Genomic DNA, 15,209 nt, shown 5'->3' with positions numbered 1-15,209 from the left:
CGCCGCCACCGGTCCGACGCTGCGCGTCCCGAGCGGCGACGTGCCCACCATGCCAGTCGCTTGATCCAGCACTGATCCAACTCGCGATTCACCGTGGGGCGGGGCTCGTTCGCGTAGCCCGGCCCCACTTGCGTCGCCGGCAGAGTATGCCGCTCCCACATCCCCTCGCCCGAGCCCGCACAGGACAGTACCCACACGCGCCACGCGCGGCGCGCTCACCCCGTACCCCTGTGACAGGAGCTCGACGTTGAGCACCACCACCGCATCAGAGACGGCCGCCGCAGGCGCCGACCGCGCGCAGTCCCCCTGGCGAGTCGTCGGCGCCTCGCTGGTCGGCACCACGCTGGAGTGGTACGACTTCTTCCTCTACGGCACGGCCGCCGCGGTCGTCTTCCCCAAGGTCTTCTTCGTCAAGGCCGATCCGCTGACCGGGACGCTGCTCTCGTTCCTCACCTACGCGCTCGGATTCGCGGCGCGGCCGCTGGGCGGGATCTTCTTCGGCAACCTCGGCGACCGGATCGGCCGCAAGCGCGCGCTGTTCATGACGCTGGTGGTCATGGGCGCCGCGACCACGCTCATCGCGGCAGTGCCCTCATACGCCGCGATCGGGGTCGCCGCCCCGATCCTGCTCACCACGCTACGCATGGTCCAGGGCTTCGCGCTCGGCGGTGAGTGGGGCGGCGCCGTCCTCATCGTCGCGGAACAGGATCGTGGACGCCGCGGATTCTGGGCGTCGTGGCCGCAGGCGGGCGCACCGCTCGGCAACGTGCTCGGTACCGGCGTCATCCTGCTGCTGAGCCAGAACCTGAGCGAGTCGGCGTTCCTGTCCTGGGGCTGGCGGATCGGCTTCGCGCTCTCGGCGCTGCTGATGATCGTGGGCTTGTGGGTGCGCGCCTCGCTGCACGAGACCGAGGCGTTCCGCCAGTCGCTCGCCCGGCGTGAGGCGACCCGCGCGACGGCAAAGCCCCCGGTCGTCGAGGTGCTTCAGTCCTCCTGGAAGCAGCTGCTCACCGCGTTCGGCGCGCGCATGGCGGAGAACATCTCGTACTACGTGATCACCGCGTTCATCCTGGTGTACGTCGTCGACTTCCTGAAGCTGCCGAAGTCCTTCGGCCTCGACGCGGTCCTGATCGGCTCGGCGGTCGAGTTCGCGTTGATCCCGCTGTTCGGCAGCCTGTCGGACCGGGTCGGCCGCCGACCGGTGTATCTGGCCGGGGCGATCGGGATCGGTGTGTGGACGCCGTTCTTCTTCGGCATGCTGAATTCGAGGTCGTACCCGCAGGCGGTCGCGGCCGTCACGATCGCGCTGGCGTTCCACGGCCTGATGTACGCGCCGCAGGCGGCCTTCTTCGCGGAGCTGTTCGCCACAAACGTGCGATACTCCGGAGCGTCGATCGGCTACCAGGTCGCCTCGATCGCCGCGGGCGCGCCGGCTCCGCTCATCGCGGTGGCTGTGCTGCAGCACAACGGCGGCAAGACCCCGACGCTGCTCGCGATCTACCTTGGCGCGGCGGCCCTGCTCACGCTCATCGCGGTGCTCGCGGCGCGCGAGACCCGTGCGACCGACCTGGTCGCCGAGGTGGGTCCGGAGCAGGCGGCCGAGGCGCTGGCGGGTTCCCGCGCCGTGCCCACCTCGTCCGGCGCTAGCATGCTCCAGTCCCCCGCCTCGGTGTCCTCGGCCGGCTCGAACTCGGCTCCGCGGCCCGAGCCCACCGCGTAACGCAGTAAGAGGTAGGTACGCACGTATGCAGGGCCGCGTCGAGGCAGGCGTTCTCCATCCCGGGGCGATGGGCGCCTCCCTCGGCGCGACGCTGCGGCAGAACTGCGAGGCGGTGCTGTGGGCGGCGCAGGGCCGTTCTCCAGAAACGCATCACCGAGCGCAGCAGGCCGGACTCACCGAGGTCCCGGACTTGTCCGCCCTCGCGTCCCGCGCGCAGGTGATCGTCTCGATCTGTCCGCCCCACGCCGCTGAAGAAGTGGCCCGCGACGTCGCACGACATGCGGGCCCGGAGTTAGAGCTCTACATCGACGCCAACGCGGTAGCGCCCGCGACCGTCGAGCGCATCGCAGAGCTCTTCGACCAGGACCGCGTCGTCGACGCGGCACTTGTCGGCCCGCCGGCGTGGCAGCCGGGCACTTTCCTCTGGCTCTCCGGGCCGCGTGCCGAGGAGGCGGCCGAGCTGTTCGCGGATACGCCGCTCGACGTGCGCGTGCTCGGAGACCGCCTCGGCCAGGCGTCGATGGCAAAGGTCTGCTTCGCGTTGCAAAGCAAGGCGATGCCGACGATCTGGCTGGCCATGGCCGAGGCCGCGAGCGCGTACGGGGTCCTCGCCCCGGTCCGCGAAGTCCTGGCGGAAGACGGCATCGACCTGGACGCGCAGCTCGCGTCGATCGAGCGCCGCGCGCGCCCGAAAGCCTGGCGCTGGGCGGGCGAGATGGACGAGGCGGCTGCGGCCCTCGCCGCGCTCAGCCTCCCCGACGGCTGGTCCCGCGCCGCCGCCGACACCTACCGCCGTGTAGCCGACGGAACCGACGCCGACGCCTGCAAGTGAACCGGCCTACGCAGCTAGCGGTCCCCCAACCCGCGCAGCTAGGAGCTAGGCCATCTCCTAGACCGCCGCCGCCGTCACCATCCCTGCCGCCCCCGGCCCCGGCATGAGATCGATGTCCCCGGCGTGCATCGGCTGCCCGCAGTGCTCGCACCGCAGGTCGACGCTGCCGATCTGCCCGCAAGCGTGGTGCCGATAAAGCACCGGCGGCCCGGCCTCACCGGCGAGCCACTTGTCGCCCCAGCGGACCATCACCATCAGCACGTCGACAAGCTCCGCCCCCTTACCGGTGAGGACATATTCGTACCGCGGCCGGCGGTCGTAGGGCCGGCGCTCGATGATCCCGCGCTCAACGAGGTAGTTCAGCCGCTCGGTGAGCACCTTGCGCGAGATGCCTAGATCGGCCTGGATCTGTTCGAACCGAGAGATCCCAACCCAGATGTCGCGCAGGATCAACGGTGACCACGGCTCGCCGATCACGTCGAGGGTACGCGCGATCGAACAGGCCATTTCGCTGAAGTCGGTGCGCTGCATGACAACAGTCTAGCCGTTTGGGTTCCCTAAAGGAACTCCAAGCGCTACGGTAGCAGAGTCTCCCAAGGGAACTCTGAAAGGAGAGCAACGATGCTCGACCCGACCGTACGCCGCGCGCTCGACGGCACTTCGCTGGCCCACCTCGCGACCGTTCTCCCGGACGGCTCGCCACACACCGTCCCGCTCTGGATCGGCACCCACGACGATCGCATCGTCTTCCTCACCGGCCCGAACTCGCGCAAGGCCCGCAACCTGCGCCGCGACCCGAGGGTCGCCCTCTCCCTCACCTCGGCCGACAACCCCTTCGAGCCGATCATCGTGCGCGGCCGCGTCATCGAATGGCTCGAAGGCGACGCGGCCTGGACGATCATCGACCAGTTGTCGACCAAGTACATCGGCCAGCCGTACTCGCGGGCCGAAGAACGCGTCGTCGCGGTCATCGAGCCCGAGCGGCAGTCGGTCGGCATCGGCTGAGCGGCGCTCCTAGCACCGCACGACGACGTACGCTGGGCCCCATCAGGCCGACTCTAGGCTCAGAGCACTGCGTTCCATAGCGTGTGCCTCAACGGAGACGCAGTTGACCAAGGAGGGCAAGCGGTGTTCGAGCGATTCACCGAAAATGCTCGACGAGTCGTCGTGTCGGCTTCCGAAGAAGCCCGCACGCTGCGCCACGACTATCTCGGCACTGAGCACTTCCTGCTCGCCCTGATCCGCGACGATCAGAGCACTGCCGGACGGATGCTCAACGCCCTGGGGATCGCACCGGCCACGGTGCGCCGCGACATCGAACAGGCCGTCCCGGCGGGAAACGTCGCCGAGACCTCCGGGCACCTGCCCTTCGCCCCGGCAGCCAAGCAAGTCCTGGAACTCACGCTGCGAGAGGCAGCGCGGCTCAACAGCCCCTACATCGGTAGTGGGCACGTACTGCTCGGTCTGGTCCGCGAGGGTCATGGCCCTGGGGCCCGAGTGCTCTCCGCGCTCGGCGTTGACCTAGCGCGCGCTCGCAACGCGGAGCGTCTCGTGCGTGAGGGCGATGGCGGTCAGCCGCAGGCGTGATGCGGGGCGCAGCAGAGTATCGGCAAGGACGCTCGGGACGAAAACGCAAGCGTCGAGAACAGCGACGATCACGGCCGCTCGGCGGACGCGTCGCGGCCTCGGCGAGCGTCTTGGTCGTATACGCCCGCGTCAGCGAGCTCTGCAGTCATTTGATCCAAAGCCTCACGTCGCGCCCGCGTTCTGCGTTCCGTGTACGCAAGCACGTCACGAAGAGCGACCCGACGCGATGAATTCGGCCGTTCGAAGGGAAGGACGCCGTCTTCCATCAGCTTCACCACCGTTGGACGGGTGACCCCGAGCAGCTGGGCCGCCTCTCCCGTGGTGAGTTGAGTGTTCTGCGGCACTACTGCCACTGCCCGTCCCTGCCGCATGACCGAAATCACTTCGGCGAGCGCCTCGACCACCGGTTCCGGAACGTCAACAGGCTCTCCCCCGTCCACGACAAGGCGCAGATGCCTGCCACGCAGGTTGAGCCGCGCCAACGAAGCCAGATGCGGCGCATCGGTTTCGGTTCCGACGATCGGCTGCCCAGCCAAAGCCCACACCTCCGCGTCATCGAACCTGGCGTGTCCATCATTGGGGGAAAAGCAAAACAAACGTAAACGAGTGAGACGCGAGGCTTGGGCAGGATTTCGGCAGCCAGAACCTGCGGCGCGAACACGGCGCGGAGCGGCCGAGCGTCGGCGAGGTAGCAGAGCACTTGGAGCGAGCGGGCAGCCGAAGGCGTTACCAAGCCAGCGCAGGCGTCCCGGCGAAGCGCAGCGGAGCCGAAGGCCAGCGCAGCGTTCAGCGCGCAGCGCGTGCGCGGCAGCGCCCTGAGTTCGCGTAGCGGCCGAGCGCCAGCGAGGGCGCGGAGAAGGGTGGGCGGGTGGGGCAAGATCAGCGCGCGGAGCCGCCGAGCGAAGCGAGGCAGCGGAGCGCGCGTGCACTGGGCACACAGCGGAGCCGCTCAGCTAGCCCTTGGCCGAAGACTGGCATCGACGTGGACGCCCAGCTGTTCGAGAAGGCTCCGCGACACGGCAGCTCACGTTCGGGATTCCCGCAGGTCATCACCAAACGCGCTAACCGTGTGACATGACCATCGCCCCTGACGCAGCTGCGATCCACGAGCTTGTGGATCAGATCCAGCCTGCCGACTACGGCACGGTCTACGTGATCTTGCGCCGGCTGGCTGCCAACACGCCTATGCTGCTGCCCACGGACGATACGGACGTGGACGCCGAGCGGCCCTCGACCGCAGCTGATCAGCAGCGGGTATCCGGACATCGATTTTCTTTCACCGGAATCGGCGAAGGCCCAAGCGATCTGTCCACTCGCGCCAAGGAGTACCTCCGCGAATCGCTGCGTGACGGCGAATGAAGCTGGTCTGTGACACCGGACCGCTGCTTGCGCTGGTCAACAAGAGAGACGTCCATCGCAGTCGGTGCGCGACGTTTCTTGACGCGTACACAGGGCGATGTCGTCGTTCCGAGCCTTGTGGTTACCGAAGTCTGCTATCTGATTCAAACGCGCGTCGGTGCGATGGCCGAGGTCGCGTTTCTGGATGCCGTGGCGCAGGGTGAGTTCGTCATCGAACACCCCGTGTCGGACGACTGGCACCGAATCGCCGAGCTCGCTCGGAAGTACGCGAACCTGCCACTCGGCGTCGCGGACGCCGCCGTCATCGCGACTGCCGAACGGCTCAACGTGAGACAAAGCGTGTGGCGGGGCAGCCGAAGGCGTTACCAAGCCAGCCGCAGGCGTCCCGGCGAAGCGCAGCGGAACCGAAGGCCAGCGAAGCGTTCAGCGCGGAGCGCGTGCGCGGCAGCGCCCTGGTTCCAGCGAGGGCGCGGAGCAGGGCGGGCGGGCAAGATCAGCGCGCAGAGCAGCCGAGCGAAGCGAGAAGGCGGAGTGCGCGTCAGCATGCGGTCAGGACACGGCCGTGTGATTATGCGTCAGATGGCTGCAAACACACCCGTGCCACAACGCGCGCACGACGCCGAGCAGCACGCCGAACGCCCCTCGGCCGACGCTGATCAGCAGCGGGCGTCCGGGCACCGCTTTTCCTTCACAGGATCGGTGACGGCCCGCGCGATCTGTCCATTCGCGCCAAGGAGTACCTCCGCGCATCGCTGCTCGCCGACGGATGAAAGCCGCACTCGGACACCGGGCGAGCAGCGGGGCGGGTCAGTGGCCGGCGGCCTGCCAGTCGCGGCCGAAGCCGACCGAGACGTCGAGGGGCACCCGCAGCTCGTAGGCCGAGCCCATCTCCCGGCGCACCAGCTGCTCGACCAGTTCGCGCTCCTCGTCGCAGACCTCGAGGACCAGTTCGTCGTGCACCTGCAGCAGCAGGCGCGACTTGAGCTCGTGCTCCCGCAGCGCGTCGTCGACCTTGAGCATCGCGACCTTGATGATGTCGGCCGCCGAACCCTGGATCGGCGCGTTGAGGGCCATGCGCTCGGCCATCTGGCGCAGGTGCGGGTTGGTGGAGGTCAGGTCCGGCAGGTAGCGCCTTCTGCCGAGCACCGTCTGGGTGTAGCCGGTCTTGCGGGCCTCGTCGACGACCGCGCGCAGGTAGTCGCGGATCCCGCCGAAGCGCGCGAAGTAGTCCTCCATCATGTGGGTGGCCTCGGCGTTGCTCACGCCGAGGTTCTGCGCGAGGCCGTACGCCGACTGCCCGTAGGCCAGGCCGTAGGAGACCGCCTTGACCTTGCGGCGCAGGTCTCCGGTGACCTCCTTGGGCGCCACGTTCCACACCTTGGCCGCCACCGAGGAGTGCAGGTCCTCGCCCGAGTTGAACGCCTCGATCAGGCCCTCGTCGCCGGAGAGGTGCGCCATGATGCGCATCTCGATCTGGCTGTAGTCGGCCGTCATCAGCGTGTCGTATCCGGGGCCTGCGATGAAGGCCTTGCGGATGCGGCGGCCCTCCTCGGTGCGGATCGGGATGTTCTGCAGGTTCGGGTCCACCGAGGACAGCCGGCCGGTGGCGGCGACCATCTGGTTGAACGTCGTGTGGATGCGGCCGTCGTCAAGCACCGTCTTGATCAGGCCCTCGACCGTGGTGCGCAGCCGGTTGACGTCGCGGTGGCGCAGCAGGATGACCGGCAGCGGGTGGTCGGTCTGGCCGGCCAGCCAGGTCAGCGCGTCGGCGTCGGTGGTGTAGCCAGTCTTGATCTTCTTCGTCTTCGGCAGCTTGAGCTGCTCGAACAGGATCTCCTGCAGCTGCTTGGGCGAGCCGAGGTTGAACTGGACGCCGGTGGCCGAGTGCGCTTCCTCCACCGCGTGCTTGACGTCCGCGGCGAAGCCGACTTCGAGGTCGGACAGGTACTCGCGGTCCGCGGCGATGCCGGCGCGCTCCATCCGGGCCAGCAGCAGGAGTAGCGGCAGCTCGACGTTGCGCAGCAGGTTCTCGGCGGTCTGCTCGGACTCGGCGCGCCGGTCGAGTTCCTGCTCCAGGCGGGTGTTCAGCTCGGTCAGCACCGAGGCGGCCCGCATCAGGCCGGTCGGGGCCTCGTCCTGCTCGCCGAGCACGTCAAGGGTCAGCTGGCCCTCCGGCTGGGCGCTGGTCAGCTCCCGGCCGAGGTACTGGCGGACCAGGTCGGCCAGCTCGGCGGTGCGCACGCCCGGCTGCACCAGGTAGGCGGCCAGCGCGGTGTCCCCGCCGAGGCCCGCGAACGGGAAGCCGTGCTCGGCGAAGGCGAGGATCGGGCCCTTCGCGTCGTGCAGGATCTTGGGCTTGGCCGGGTCGGCGAGCAGCTTGCCGAGCGCGGCCTCGTCGGCGGGGTCGAGGCTGTCCGGGGTGAAGTAGGCGGCGTGCGCGTCGGCGGTGGCGAGGGCGATCGCGGTCAGCTGGCCGGCGCCGCGGCCCCAGCGGCCCTCGACCGCGATGCCGATCGGGGCGTCTCCGGCGGCGTGCTCGGCGAGCCAGGGGGCGAGCTCGCCGGTGAGCAGCACCGCGGTGTGCAGTTCCGGCTCGTCGTCGCGCGGGGCGCTCGCGTCGGGCTCCGGGGCGTCGAGGCCGAAGACGTCGTTCATCCGCGGGCGCAGGGCGCGGAACTCCAGCGTGGTGAACAGCTGGTCGACCGCGGCGGTGTCGGCGGCGGCGCGGGCCAGGTCGGCCGGCCGCAGCTCGAGTTCGACCTCGCGGTCCAGCTCGGTGAGCAGCCGGTTGGTCTGTACCTGCTCCAGGTGCGCGCGCAGCGCCTCGCCGGCCTTGCCCTTGACCTCGTCCGCGCGCTCGGCCAGCTGCGCCAGCGAGCCGAATTCACGGATCCACTTGGCCGCGGTCTTCTCGCCGATGCCGGGGATCGAGGGCAGGTTGTCGGAGGGGTCGCCGCGCAGCGCCGCGAAGTCAGGGTACTGCTGCGGGGTGAGACCGTACTTCTCCTCCACCGCTTCCGGGGTGAAGCGCACCAGGTCCGCCACCCCCTTGCGCGGGTAGAGCACGGTGACGTGGTCGGTGACCAGCTGCAGCGCGTCGCGGTCCCCGGTGACGATGCTGACGTCGAAGCCGTCGGCCGCGGCCTGGGTCGCCAGCGTCGCGATCAGGTCGTCGGCCTCCGAGCCCTCCTTGCGGAACACGGGGATGTGCAGTGCGGTCAGCAGTTCGCACAGCAGCTCCACCTGTCCGACGAACTCCGCCGGGGTGGAGGCGCGCTGCGCCTTGTACGCCGGGAACAGCGCGGTCCGCTTGAGCGTGGCGCGGGAGACGTCGAAGGCCACGGCCAGGTGCGTGGGCGCCTCGTCGCGTACCACGTTGATCAGCATGGAGGTGAAGCCGTAGATCGCGTTGGTGGACTGGCCGGTGGAGATGGTGAAGTTCTCCGCGGGCAGCGCGTAGAAGGCCCGGTAGGCCATGGAGTGGCCGTCGAGCAGGAGCAGCTTGCCACCCGCCGCGGACGCGCCCGCCGGGCCGCCGGTCGCCGTGCTCTGTCCGGTCTCACTCACTGCCGATACTCCCGTCTTCTCCACGGATGCGATCCTATGCGCTGGGTCCGACATCAATGGGCCCACGACGCGGAAAGGATGACCCGGCACATGGGCGAGGCGCGACTCCCTGAGTACGAAGCGTTCCAGGACCTGGTACACGATGTATACGCCACCGGTGGAACGCTGGGCGAGAAGCTGGGCATCCGCTTCACCGAGATCTCCGCGCAGCGGCTCGTGGCGACGATGCCGGTTGAGGGCAACACCCAGCCGGCCGGGCTGCTGCACGGCGGGGCCTCGGCGGCGCTGGCCGAGACGATGGGTTCCGTGGGAGCCGCGGTGCACGCGGGCCCCGGCTCGATGGTGGTCGGCGTGGAGATCAACGCGACGCACCACCGCTCGGCCCGCTCCGGCATCGTGACCGGCACGGCGACTCCGCTGTTCCTCGGCCGCTCGATGGCCACCTACGAGATCGTGATCACGGACGAGGACGGGCGCCGGATCTGCACGGCGCGCCTCAGCTGCCTCATTCGCAAACCGTGATTTCCGTCATCTTCCCGACGATTCGGGACGCTACTGGCGTTAACTCCCCGGCTGTCGCATGCTGTGACCGTGAGAGTATCACGAGAGCATAACGGATCAGCACCGAAGCTATATATCGAATTCGAGGACGACGAGGCGGCGAACGAGCCCGGCGAGGCGAAACTCGTCAGCGAGCGCGAGGTCATCGGCAGCCTCGCGCCCGGTCGCGCGCGCGTGTGGAGACCGCCGCGCCGGGCTTGGACTTTGGCCGCACTGGCGCCTCGTTACCGCAAGATCGCTATCGGCGCCGTCGTGCTGGCCGGCCTGACCGGGACCGTCAGCAACGCGCTGGTCGCGCAGGCGGCGCAGCGTCAGGCGGCGCGCTCGACGGTCGCGGTCCTGGACGCGGCCTACTCGCCGAGCGCGGACGACCAGAGCCTCAACCTGCTCATCGATCTCGCGGACACCGGCAACGGCTCCGTGACGGTCACTCAGCTCGAAGCGCGCCAGTCCGATCTGAGCCTGAGCTACATCGGCAGCCCGGTGAGCCTCAACCGGACCCAGCAGCTGGAGGTCGTGCTCTCCGGTGCCTACGACTGCTCCGCGGGCACGCCGGACAGCGCCGCTTCGACCAAGCCGGACGCGCAACCGGGCGTCCTGCACATGACCGTGCGCAGTGCCCAGGGCAACGTGACCTCGGTGGACGTTCCGCTCCCGGCGAACGCGCTGCTGCCCGACCACTGGCAGAGCGGCCGGGCAGCGTATTGCGCGATGCTGTGGGACAACTGACGAGGCGTCGGGCGATTGCCCCTTTCGAGGGGATGTGTACGTTAGGCGACCGGGTTCCAGTAGTCGCCCGCCATCACGATGTACACGAGCATCTTGATGGTCTGGCCGTAGTAGCCGTCGCCGAACGGGTTGGTGGCCAGGTAGTTCCACAGCGTGTCGGTCCACGCCTGGTCCCCCGCGGCCATCGCGGCCGGGCCCACCGAGTCGCCGGCCTCCTCCGCCTGGTCGCTCGTCGAATAGGCCGTGCAGCCGAGCTTGATGTGCGGGTACACGTTCTGCGGGTCGCCGCCGGAGACCTTCTTCGCGCAGGCCGACCACTTCTTGGCGTCGTTGTAGGACACTGACGCCGTCGACGCGCCGTACAGCAGCGCGTCGGTGCCCATGTGCCACGGGACCCGGATGGAGTTGTAGCCGACGATGTTGTCCGGCTGGTCCTCCTGGTAGTTGGCGGGCGCGGGCTTCGGGCTGGTGGTGTTGGCGTTGACCACGAAGTCGGAGAGCAGGCCGTAGGTCGACGAGTACGACGCGGTGAACTCGGAGACGATCGCCTCGGTGCGCGAGACCACCTTCGCCCAGTCGTGCGCGGTGTCGTACGCGGCGAACGCGCGCAGGTGATCGAGCATCATGTCGCTGGGCCGGGTGTCGGTGCTCGGGCCGTCGTCCTCGCACTTGAGGTGGCCGTCGGAGGTCACGTCGTGCGCGTAGATGTTGGCCAGCCAGGTCTTCGCGGCCGAGGTGTAGCCGCCCCACTGCTTGTCCGCGAGGATCAGGCCGTAGCCGACGTCGAGGTCGCCGTCGGTGGCGGCGTCGGGCGTGCCGCTGTCGGCGTACTTGCAGGTCTTGCCGTCCAGCTGCCACTGCATCAGGCCGTACTGGTCCTCGTGGTCCTTGACCAGCTGCCACAGGCCGTTGAACTCGGCCTGCGCGTTGGCGTCGTACCCGGCCATCAGCGGCACGATGTTCATGCCGTAGCCCTGGCCTTCGGAGACCGGGCCGTTGTTAGGCGCGTCGCCGTCGCCCTTGGTGGACACGTAGTACTCGTTGGAAGCGCAGCCGTGTACCAGGTAGGTCGACTTCCAGGCGTTGTAGGCGGCCTCGACCTTGGCATCCTTCGTGGACTGAGACGCCGACGGCGTGACTCCGACCTTGTACGTGACGTGCGTGGGGAAGGCGTGCGTGGGTGTGGCGGCTTGTGCGCCGGTCGCCGCGAGGCCGATCATGCACCCGGCAGCAGCGGTTACGGCGGTCGCCGCCGCGATGAACCGGTGCTGCGCAAGATACGTCATGGTGCGCGAAGCCATCTGCTCGCTCCTTGAGGGTATGCGCCCGGAATCGCGCCGCACGCCGGGCCGTCCAAGATTTAAGTTAGATAACTTTCCTAACTCGCTCGCTTAGCTTCGCGGCGCGGCGGAACTCTGTCAAGGGGCGTTCCACAGCAGGCACTTACATCGGACACTGGACTGCATGAAGCGCAAGGCTGGCGGTCAGACGGCGGAACCGCGCGGCTTCGGCCGGACGAACCGCGGCGGCGAGCGGAACGCTCGATCCGGAGCGGAAACCGTGTCCGGCTATGAGATCGCGGCGGATGACTTCGAGCCGTACGCCCACGACCGCGACCGCACTCGGGCACACGACGAGGATGCGCAGGGCGCACTGGAGATCGAGTTCGAGGACGACAGCCCAGCCGCGCTGCTCTCCCCCGCCGGCCGCTCGCGTGACCTGCGCCCGGCCGCGATGACCACTCTCGCCGTCGCGGTGCTCGGCGCGGCGCTGTGGGCGACGCACGGCACGACGGCGCCCGCCCCGAACTTGTCGCTCCACTTCGCGACGCCCACCCCGCCGCCGCCGGACTACGCCGCGTTCAGCGTCACCGTCGCGTATCGCAACGCGTACGTCGTCTCCGTGCCGCAGCACAGGATCGACGTCAATCTGCGCGTCACGCCGGTACCGGGCGCGAGCGTGCGCATCATCGCCTACTACGTGAGCGAGAACGGCGTGACGGCACGCGCCGACCCGCCGCCGTCCGTCGCGCCGCTGCCCCCGGCAGGCGCGAACGTGCGGCTGGAACTCACCGTGACGAACTGCGCCACGGTCCCCATCGGCGAGTCGATGGGCTTCGTGGACGTGGTCGCGGACGGACCGGCCGGCGTCATCGACCGCTTCACCATCCTCGGCGAGCGGTACTCCAGCGACCTGGCCGACCTGCTGCGGCAGGTGTGCCCCGGCCGCGCGAGCAGTCAGGCCCCGCACACGATCGGCGTGGTCGTGGCAGGGTCCTGACCGCTCGGCGCGGAGTCGAGCGGCGGCGCGGGCTATTCCTCGCCGAGGTACGTCTTGCGCACCTGCTCGTCGTGCAGCAGCTCCGAACCGCGGCCGGACAGCGCGATGCGGCCCACCTCCAGCACGTGCCCCTCGTCCGCGAGCGAGAGCGCGGCCTGCGCGTTCTGCTCGACCAGGAGGATGGTCGTGCCGGCGGACTTGAGCTCCGCGATGGTGTCCATGATCTGCTTCATCATGATCGGCGAGAGGCCCATCGACGGCTCGTCGAGCATGAGCAGCCGCGGCTTGCACATCAGCGCCCTGGCCATGGCGAGCATCTGCTGCTCGCCGCCGGAGAGCGTGCCCGCGGCCTGGGACCGCCGCTCGCCGAGGATCGGGAACATCGTGTACGCCCTGGACACGTCGTCCGCGATACCCGGCGCGTCCTTGCGCAGGTACGCACCGAGCAGCAGGTTCTCCTCGATGGTCATGCGCGGGAAGATGTGCCGCCCCTCCGGGGAGTGGGCGAGCCCGAGCTCGACGATCTGGTGCGCCGGGGTGTTCTGGATCGGCTTGCCGTCGAAGGTGATCGAGCCCGCCGCGGGCCGCAGCAGCCCGGAGATGGTGCGCAGGGTCGTAGTCTTGCCGGCGCCGTTCGTGCCGATCAGCGTGACGACCTGGCCCTGCTCCACGGAGAAGCTGATGCCCTTGACCGCCTCGATCTTGCCGTAGGCGACGTGCAGGTCGTGGACCTCCAACAGGGCCATCAGGAGGCCGTCCCTTCGTCCTCGCCGGCCGCGCGCACCGTGGCGGCGTCGCCGCCGCCGTCGCCGGCCGCGCCGCGGGCCGCTGCGTCATCCTCGTACGGCGTGCCGAGGTAGGCCGCGATGACCCGCTCGTCCGCGCGGACCACCTCCGGCGTGCCCTCGACCAGCTTGCGGCCCTGCACCAGCACCGCGACCCGGTCGCAGAGGCCGAAGATGAACCGCATGTCGTGCTCGATCACCACCACGGCAAGGCCGCGCTCGCGGATCTTGAACACGACCTCCTGGGTGGCCCTGGTCTCCTGCGGGTTCATGCCCGCGGTCGGCTCGTCGAGCAGGATCAGGCCCGGGTCGCTGGCCATCGCCCGGGCGATCTCCAGCTTGCGCTGGTCGCCGTAGGGCAGGTTGCGGGCCAGCGAGTTCGCGTGCCTGCCGATGCCGAGGAAGTCGAGCAGTTCGCGGGCGTTGTCCCGGGCCTCGCGCTCGGCCGCACGGTAGCGCGGGCCGCGCCCGATCGCCGAGAACAGCCCCTCCTTGGTGCGGCAGTGCCGGCCGACCATGACGTTCTCGAGCACTGTCATGTTCGCGAACAGCCGGATGTTCTGGAAGGTGCGCGCGATGCCCGCCTGGGTCACCCGGTAGGGCTTGGCGGGCAGCACCGCGCCCTTGTACCGCACCTCGCCGGAGGTGGGCACGTACAGGCCGGTCAGGCAGTTGAAGAAGGTGGTCTTGCCGGCGCCGTTCGGGCCGATCAGACCGACGATCTCCCGGTCGCCGACGGTCAGGTCCACGCCGTCGACGGCGGTCAGCCCGCCGAACCGCATGGTCACGCCGCGCGCTTCGAGCACCGCGGTGCCGACCCGGTCGGCGGGCTCGGTGGTCGTCAGGGTGGTCATGCCACGGCCTCCGCTTCCGGCGCCTCGGACTCGGCCACTTCAAGGGCCTCGGCCTCGGCGACCTCCTCCGCGTGGAACTCCAGCTGCCTGCGCTTGTTGGGCACCAGGCCCTCCGGCCGGAACCGCATCATCAGGATCAGCGCGAGTCCGAACAGCAGCAGCTGCTTGTTCTGGAAGAACTGGAACTTGGCCGGCACCAGGTAGAGCAGCGCCGCGCCGAGCAGCGGGCCGCTGATCGTGCCCATGCCGCCGAGCACCACGGCGGCGAGCAGGAACGCGGAGTTCGGCGGGGCGGACGCGGAGAACATGTACTGGTCCGGGGTCACCGTGTTGAGCAGGTGCGCGTTGATGGTGCCGGCGAATCCGGCCAGCGCCGCGCCCAGGGCGAAGGCGAGCAGCTTGAACCGGTAGCCGTGGATGCCCATCGCCTCGGCTGCGGTCTCGTCCTCGCGGATGGCCACCCAGGCGCGGCCGAGCCGCGACTCGTTGACCCGCGCGTAGATGAACACCACGATCGCCATCGCCACCAGTAGCAGCAGGTAGTAGTTGGCGAACTTGCCGAAGGAGACCCCGAAGATGGTGTGGTTCGCACCGAAGTCGTACCCGAACAGCTTCAGGTCCGGCACGCCGTAGATGCCCTCGGGGCCGTTGGTCAGGTCGGGACCCGACTGCCCGTTGAGGTTGTTGACCACGATCCGGAAGATCTCACCGAAGCCGAGCGTGACAATCGCGAGATAGTCACCGCGCAGCCGCAGGGTCGGGGCGCCGATGATGACACCCGCGATGATCGAGACGCTCACGCCGATCAGGATCTGGCCCCAGAACGGCAGCACCGTGTGCGCGTACCGGGATGACAGAGCACCGGAGACCAGCGCCGCGCTGTACGCACCGACACCGAGGAACGCTACGTATCCCAGGTCGAGCAGGCCGGCCAG

At 69.1% G+C, this 15,209-nt stretch carries 15 protein-coding genes and 1 pseudogene; 9 read left to right on the top strand and 7 right to left on the bottom strand.

From position 1 onward, the window contains the following. Positions 1 to 247 precede the first annotated feature (247 nt). Positions 248 to 1,720 (top strand): MFS transporter, encoded by a 1,473-nt coding sequence (locus tag VFB40_RS28095; protein WP_324856015.1) that lies wholly within the window; start codon positions 248 to 250, stop codon positions 1,718 to 1,720. Between the two features lie 25 nt (positions 1,721 to 1,745). Continuing rightward, positions 1,746 to 2,552, top strand: a complete 807-nt coding sequence (locus VFB40_RS28090) for a DUF1932 domain-containing protein (RefSeq protein WP_324856013.1) — start codon at positions 1,746 to 1,748, stop codon at positions 2,550 to 2,552. Positions 2,553 to 2,609: 57 nt separating this feature from the next. Here the strand turns inward: VFB40_RS28090 and VFB40_RS28085 are convergent, their stop codons facing one another. After that, positions 2,610 to 3,083, bottom strand: coding sequence for a winged helix-turn-helix transcriptional regulator (locus VFB40_RS28085; RefSeq protein WP_324856011.1), 474 nt, complete (start codon positions 3,081 to 3,083; stop codon positions 2,610 to 2,612). 90 nt (positions 3,084 to 3,173) lie between these two features. Here VFB40_RS28085 and VFB40_RS28080 point away from each other — a divergent pair, with 90 nt between their 5' ends. Continuing rightward, positions 3,174 to 3,557: a PPOX class F420-dependent oxidoreductase gene (locus VFB40_RS28080; protein WP_324856009.1), complete on the top strand. Its 384-nt coding sequence runs from the start codon at positions 3,174 to 3,176 to the stop codon at positions 3,555 to 3,557. A 162-nt stretch (positions 3,558 to 3,719) separates the two neighbouring features. Beyond that, a complete protein-coding gene (locus tag VFB40_RS28075) occupies positions 3,720 to 4,139 on the top strand; it encodes a Clp protease N-terminal domain-containing protein (protein WP_324856007.1) in 420 nt (139 codons plus the stop codon). A gap of 68 nt (positions 4,140 to 4,207) precedes the next feature. Here VFB40_RS28075 and VFB40_RS28070 read toward each other — a convergent pair whose 3' ends face one another. Next, a complete protein-coding gene (locus VFB40_RS28070; protein WP_324856005.1) occupies positions 4,208 to 4,675 on the bottom strand; it encodes an excisionase family DNA-binding protein in 468 nt (155 codons plus the stop codon). Positions 4,676 to 5,213: 538 nt separating this feature from the next. On the opposite strand from VFB40_RS28070, the gene VFB40_RS28065 reads away from it, so the two are divergent. Both VFB40_RS28065 and VFB40_RS28860 read left to right on the top strand, forming a co-directional pair. After that, a complete protein-coding gene (locus tag VFB40_RS28065; RefSeq protein ID WP_324856003.1) occupies positions 5,214 to 5,498 on the top strand; it encodes a hypothetical protein in 285 nt (94 codons plus the stop codon). Between the two features lie 9 nt (positions 5,499 to 5,507). Further along, a pseudogene (locus tag VFB40_RS28860) lies at positions 5,508 to 5,816 on the top strand (type II toxin-antitoxin system VapC family toxin); the annotation flags it as partial. A gap of 489 nt (positions 5,817 to 6,305) precedes the next feature. Here the strand turns inward: VFB40_RS28860 and polA are convergent. Further along, positions 6,306 to 9,119 carry a DNA polymerase I gene (polA, locus tag VFB40_RS28060; RefSeq protein WP_414642162.1) on the bottom strand — a complete coding sequence of 938 codons (2,814 nt, stop codon included), beginning with the start codon at positions 9,117 to 9,119 and terminating at the stop codon, positions 6,306 to 6,308. A 36-nt stretch (positions 9,120 to 9,155) separates the two neighbouring features. On the opposite strand from polA, the gene VFB40_RS28055 reads away from it, so the two are divergent. After that, positions 9,156 to 9,587, top strand: a complete 432-nt coding sequence (locus VFB40_RS28055) for a hotdog fold thioesterase (protein ID WP_324855999.1) — start codon at positions 9,156 to 9,158, stop codon at positions 9,585 to 9,587. A gap of 69 nt (positions 9,588 to 9,656) precedes the next feature. After that, positions 9,657 to 10,355, top strand: coding sequence for a hypothetical protein (locus VFB40_RS28050; protein WP_324855997.1), 699 nt, complete (start codon positions 9,657 to 9,659; stop codon positions 10,353 to 10,355). A gap of 41 nt (positions 10,356 to 10,396) precedes the next feature. Here VFB40_RS28050 and VFB40_RS28045 read toward each other — a convergent pair whose 3' ends face one another. Further along, the gene (locus VFB40_RS28045) at positions 10,397 to 11,656 is read right to left on the bottom strand and encodes a glycosyl hydrolase family 8 (protein WP_324855995.1); all 1,260 of its coding nucleotides are present in this window, start codon (positions 11,654 to 11,656) and stop codon (positions 10,397 to 10,399) included. Between the two features lie 163 nt (positions 11,657 to 11,819). On the opposite strand from VFB40_RS28045, the gene VFB40_RS28040 reads away from it, so the two are divergent. Next, complete coding sequence (locus VFB40_RS28040; protein ID WP_324855993.1) at positions 11,820 to 12,635, top strand: hypothetical protein; 816 nt, start codon at positions 11,820 to 11,822, stop codon at positions 12,633 to 12,635. 32 nt (positions 12,636 to 12,667) lie between these two features. Here the strand turns inward: VFB40_RS28040 and VFB40_RS28035 are convergent, their stop codons facing one another. From VFB40_RS28035 to VFB40_RS28025, 3 genes are all read right to left on the bottom strand, one after another. Beyond that, entirely contained in the window at positions 12,668 to 13,384 is a 717-nt protein-coding gene (locus tag VFB40_RS28035; protein WP_324856017.1) for an ABC transporter ATP-binding protein, read from the bottom strand. Beyond that, a complete protein-coding gene (locus VFB40_RS28030; protein WP_324855991.1) occupies positions 13,381 to 14,274 on the bottom strand; it encodes an ABC transporter ATP-binding protein in 894 nt (297 codons plus the stop codon). The genes VFB40_RS28035 and VFB40_RS28030 overlap by 4 nt, the downstream gene beginning before the upstream one ends. Further along, on the bottom strand, positions 14,271 to 15,209 hold a 939-nt coding region (locus tag VFB40_RS28025), incomplete at its 5' end, for a branched-chain amino acid ABC transporter permease (protein ID WP_324855989.1). The genes VFB40_RS28030 and VFB40_RS28025, both read right to left, overlap by 4 nt.

This window comes from Actinocrinis sp. (assembly GCF_035650855.1).
Classification (GTDB): domain Bacteria; phylum Actinomycetota; class Actinomycetes; order Streptomycetales; family Catenulisporaceae; genus Actinocrinis.
This window is presented reverse-complemented; position numbering and strand designations above follow the sequence as displayed.

What these genes read in the sequence shown, in the direction of transcription:
- VFB40_RS28080 (WP_324856009.1), top strand. Translation starts at nt 3,174, where the DNA reads ATGCTCGACCCGACCGTACGCCGCGCGCTCGACGGCACTTCGCTGGCC.
- polA (WP_414642162.1), bottom strand. Translation starts at nt 9,119, where the DNA reads ATGTCGGACCCAGCGCATAGGATCGCATCCGTGGAGAAGACGGGAGTA.
- VFB40_RS28085 (WP_324856011.1), bottom strand. Translation starts at nt 3,083, where the DNA reads ATGCAGCGCACCGACTTCAGCGAAATGGCCTGTTCGATCGCGCGTACC.
- VFB40_RS28055 (WP_324855999.1), top strand. Translation starts at nt 9,156, where the DNA reads ATGGGCGAGGCGCGACTCCCTGAGTACGAAGCGTTCCAGGACCTGGTA.
- VFB40_RS28065 (WP_324856003.1), top strand. Translation starts at nt 5,214, where the DNA reads ATGACCATCGCCCCTGACGCAGCTGCGATCCACGAGCTTGTGGATCAG.
- VFB40_RS28040 (WP_324855993.1), top strand. Translation starts at nt 11,820, where the DNA reads ATGAAGCGCAAGGCTGGCGGTCAGACGGCGGAACCGCGCGGCTTCGGC.
- VFB40_RS28045 (WP_324855995.1), bottom strand. Translation starts at nt 11,656, where the DNA reads ATGGCTTCGCGCACCATGACGTATCTTGCGCAGCACCGGTTCATCGCG.
- VFB40_RS28030 (WP_324855991.1), bottom strand. Translation starts at nt 14,274, where the DNA reads ATGACCACCCTGACGACCACCGAGCCCGCCGACCGGGTCGGCACCGCG.
- VFB40_RS28090 (WP_324856013.1), top strand. Translation starts at nt 1,746, where the DNA reads ATGCAGGGCCGCGTCGAGGCAGGCGTTCTCCATCCCGGGGCGATGGGC.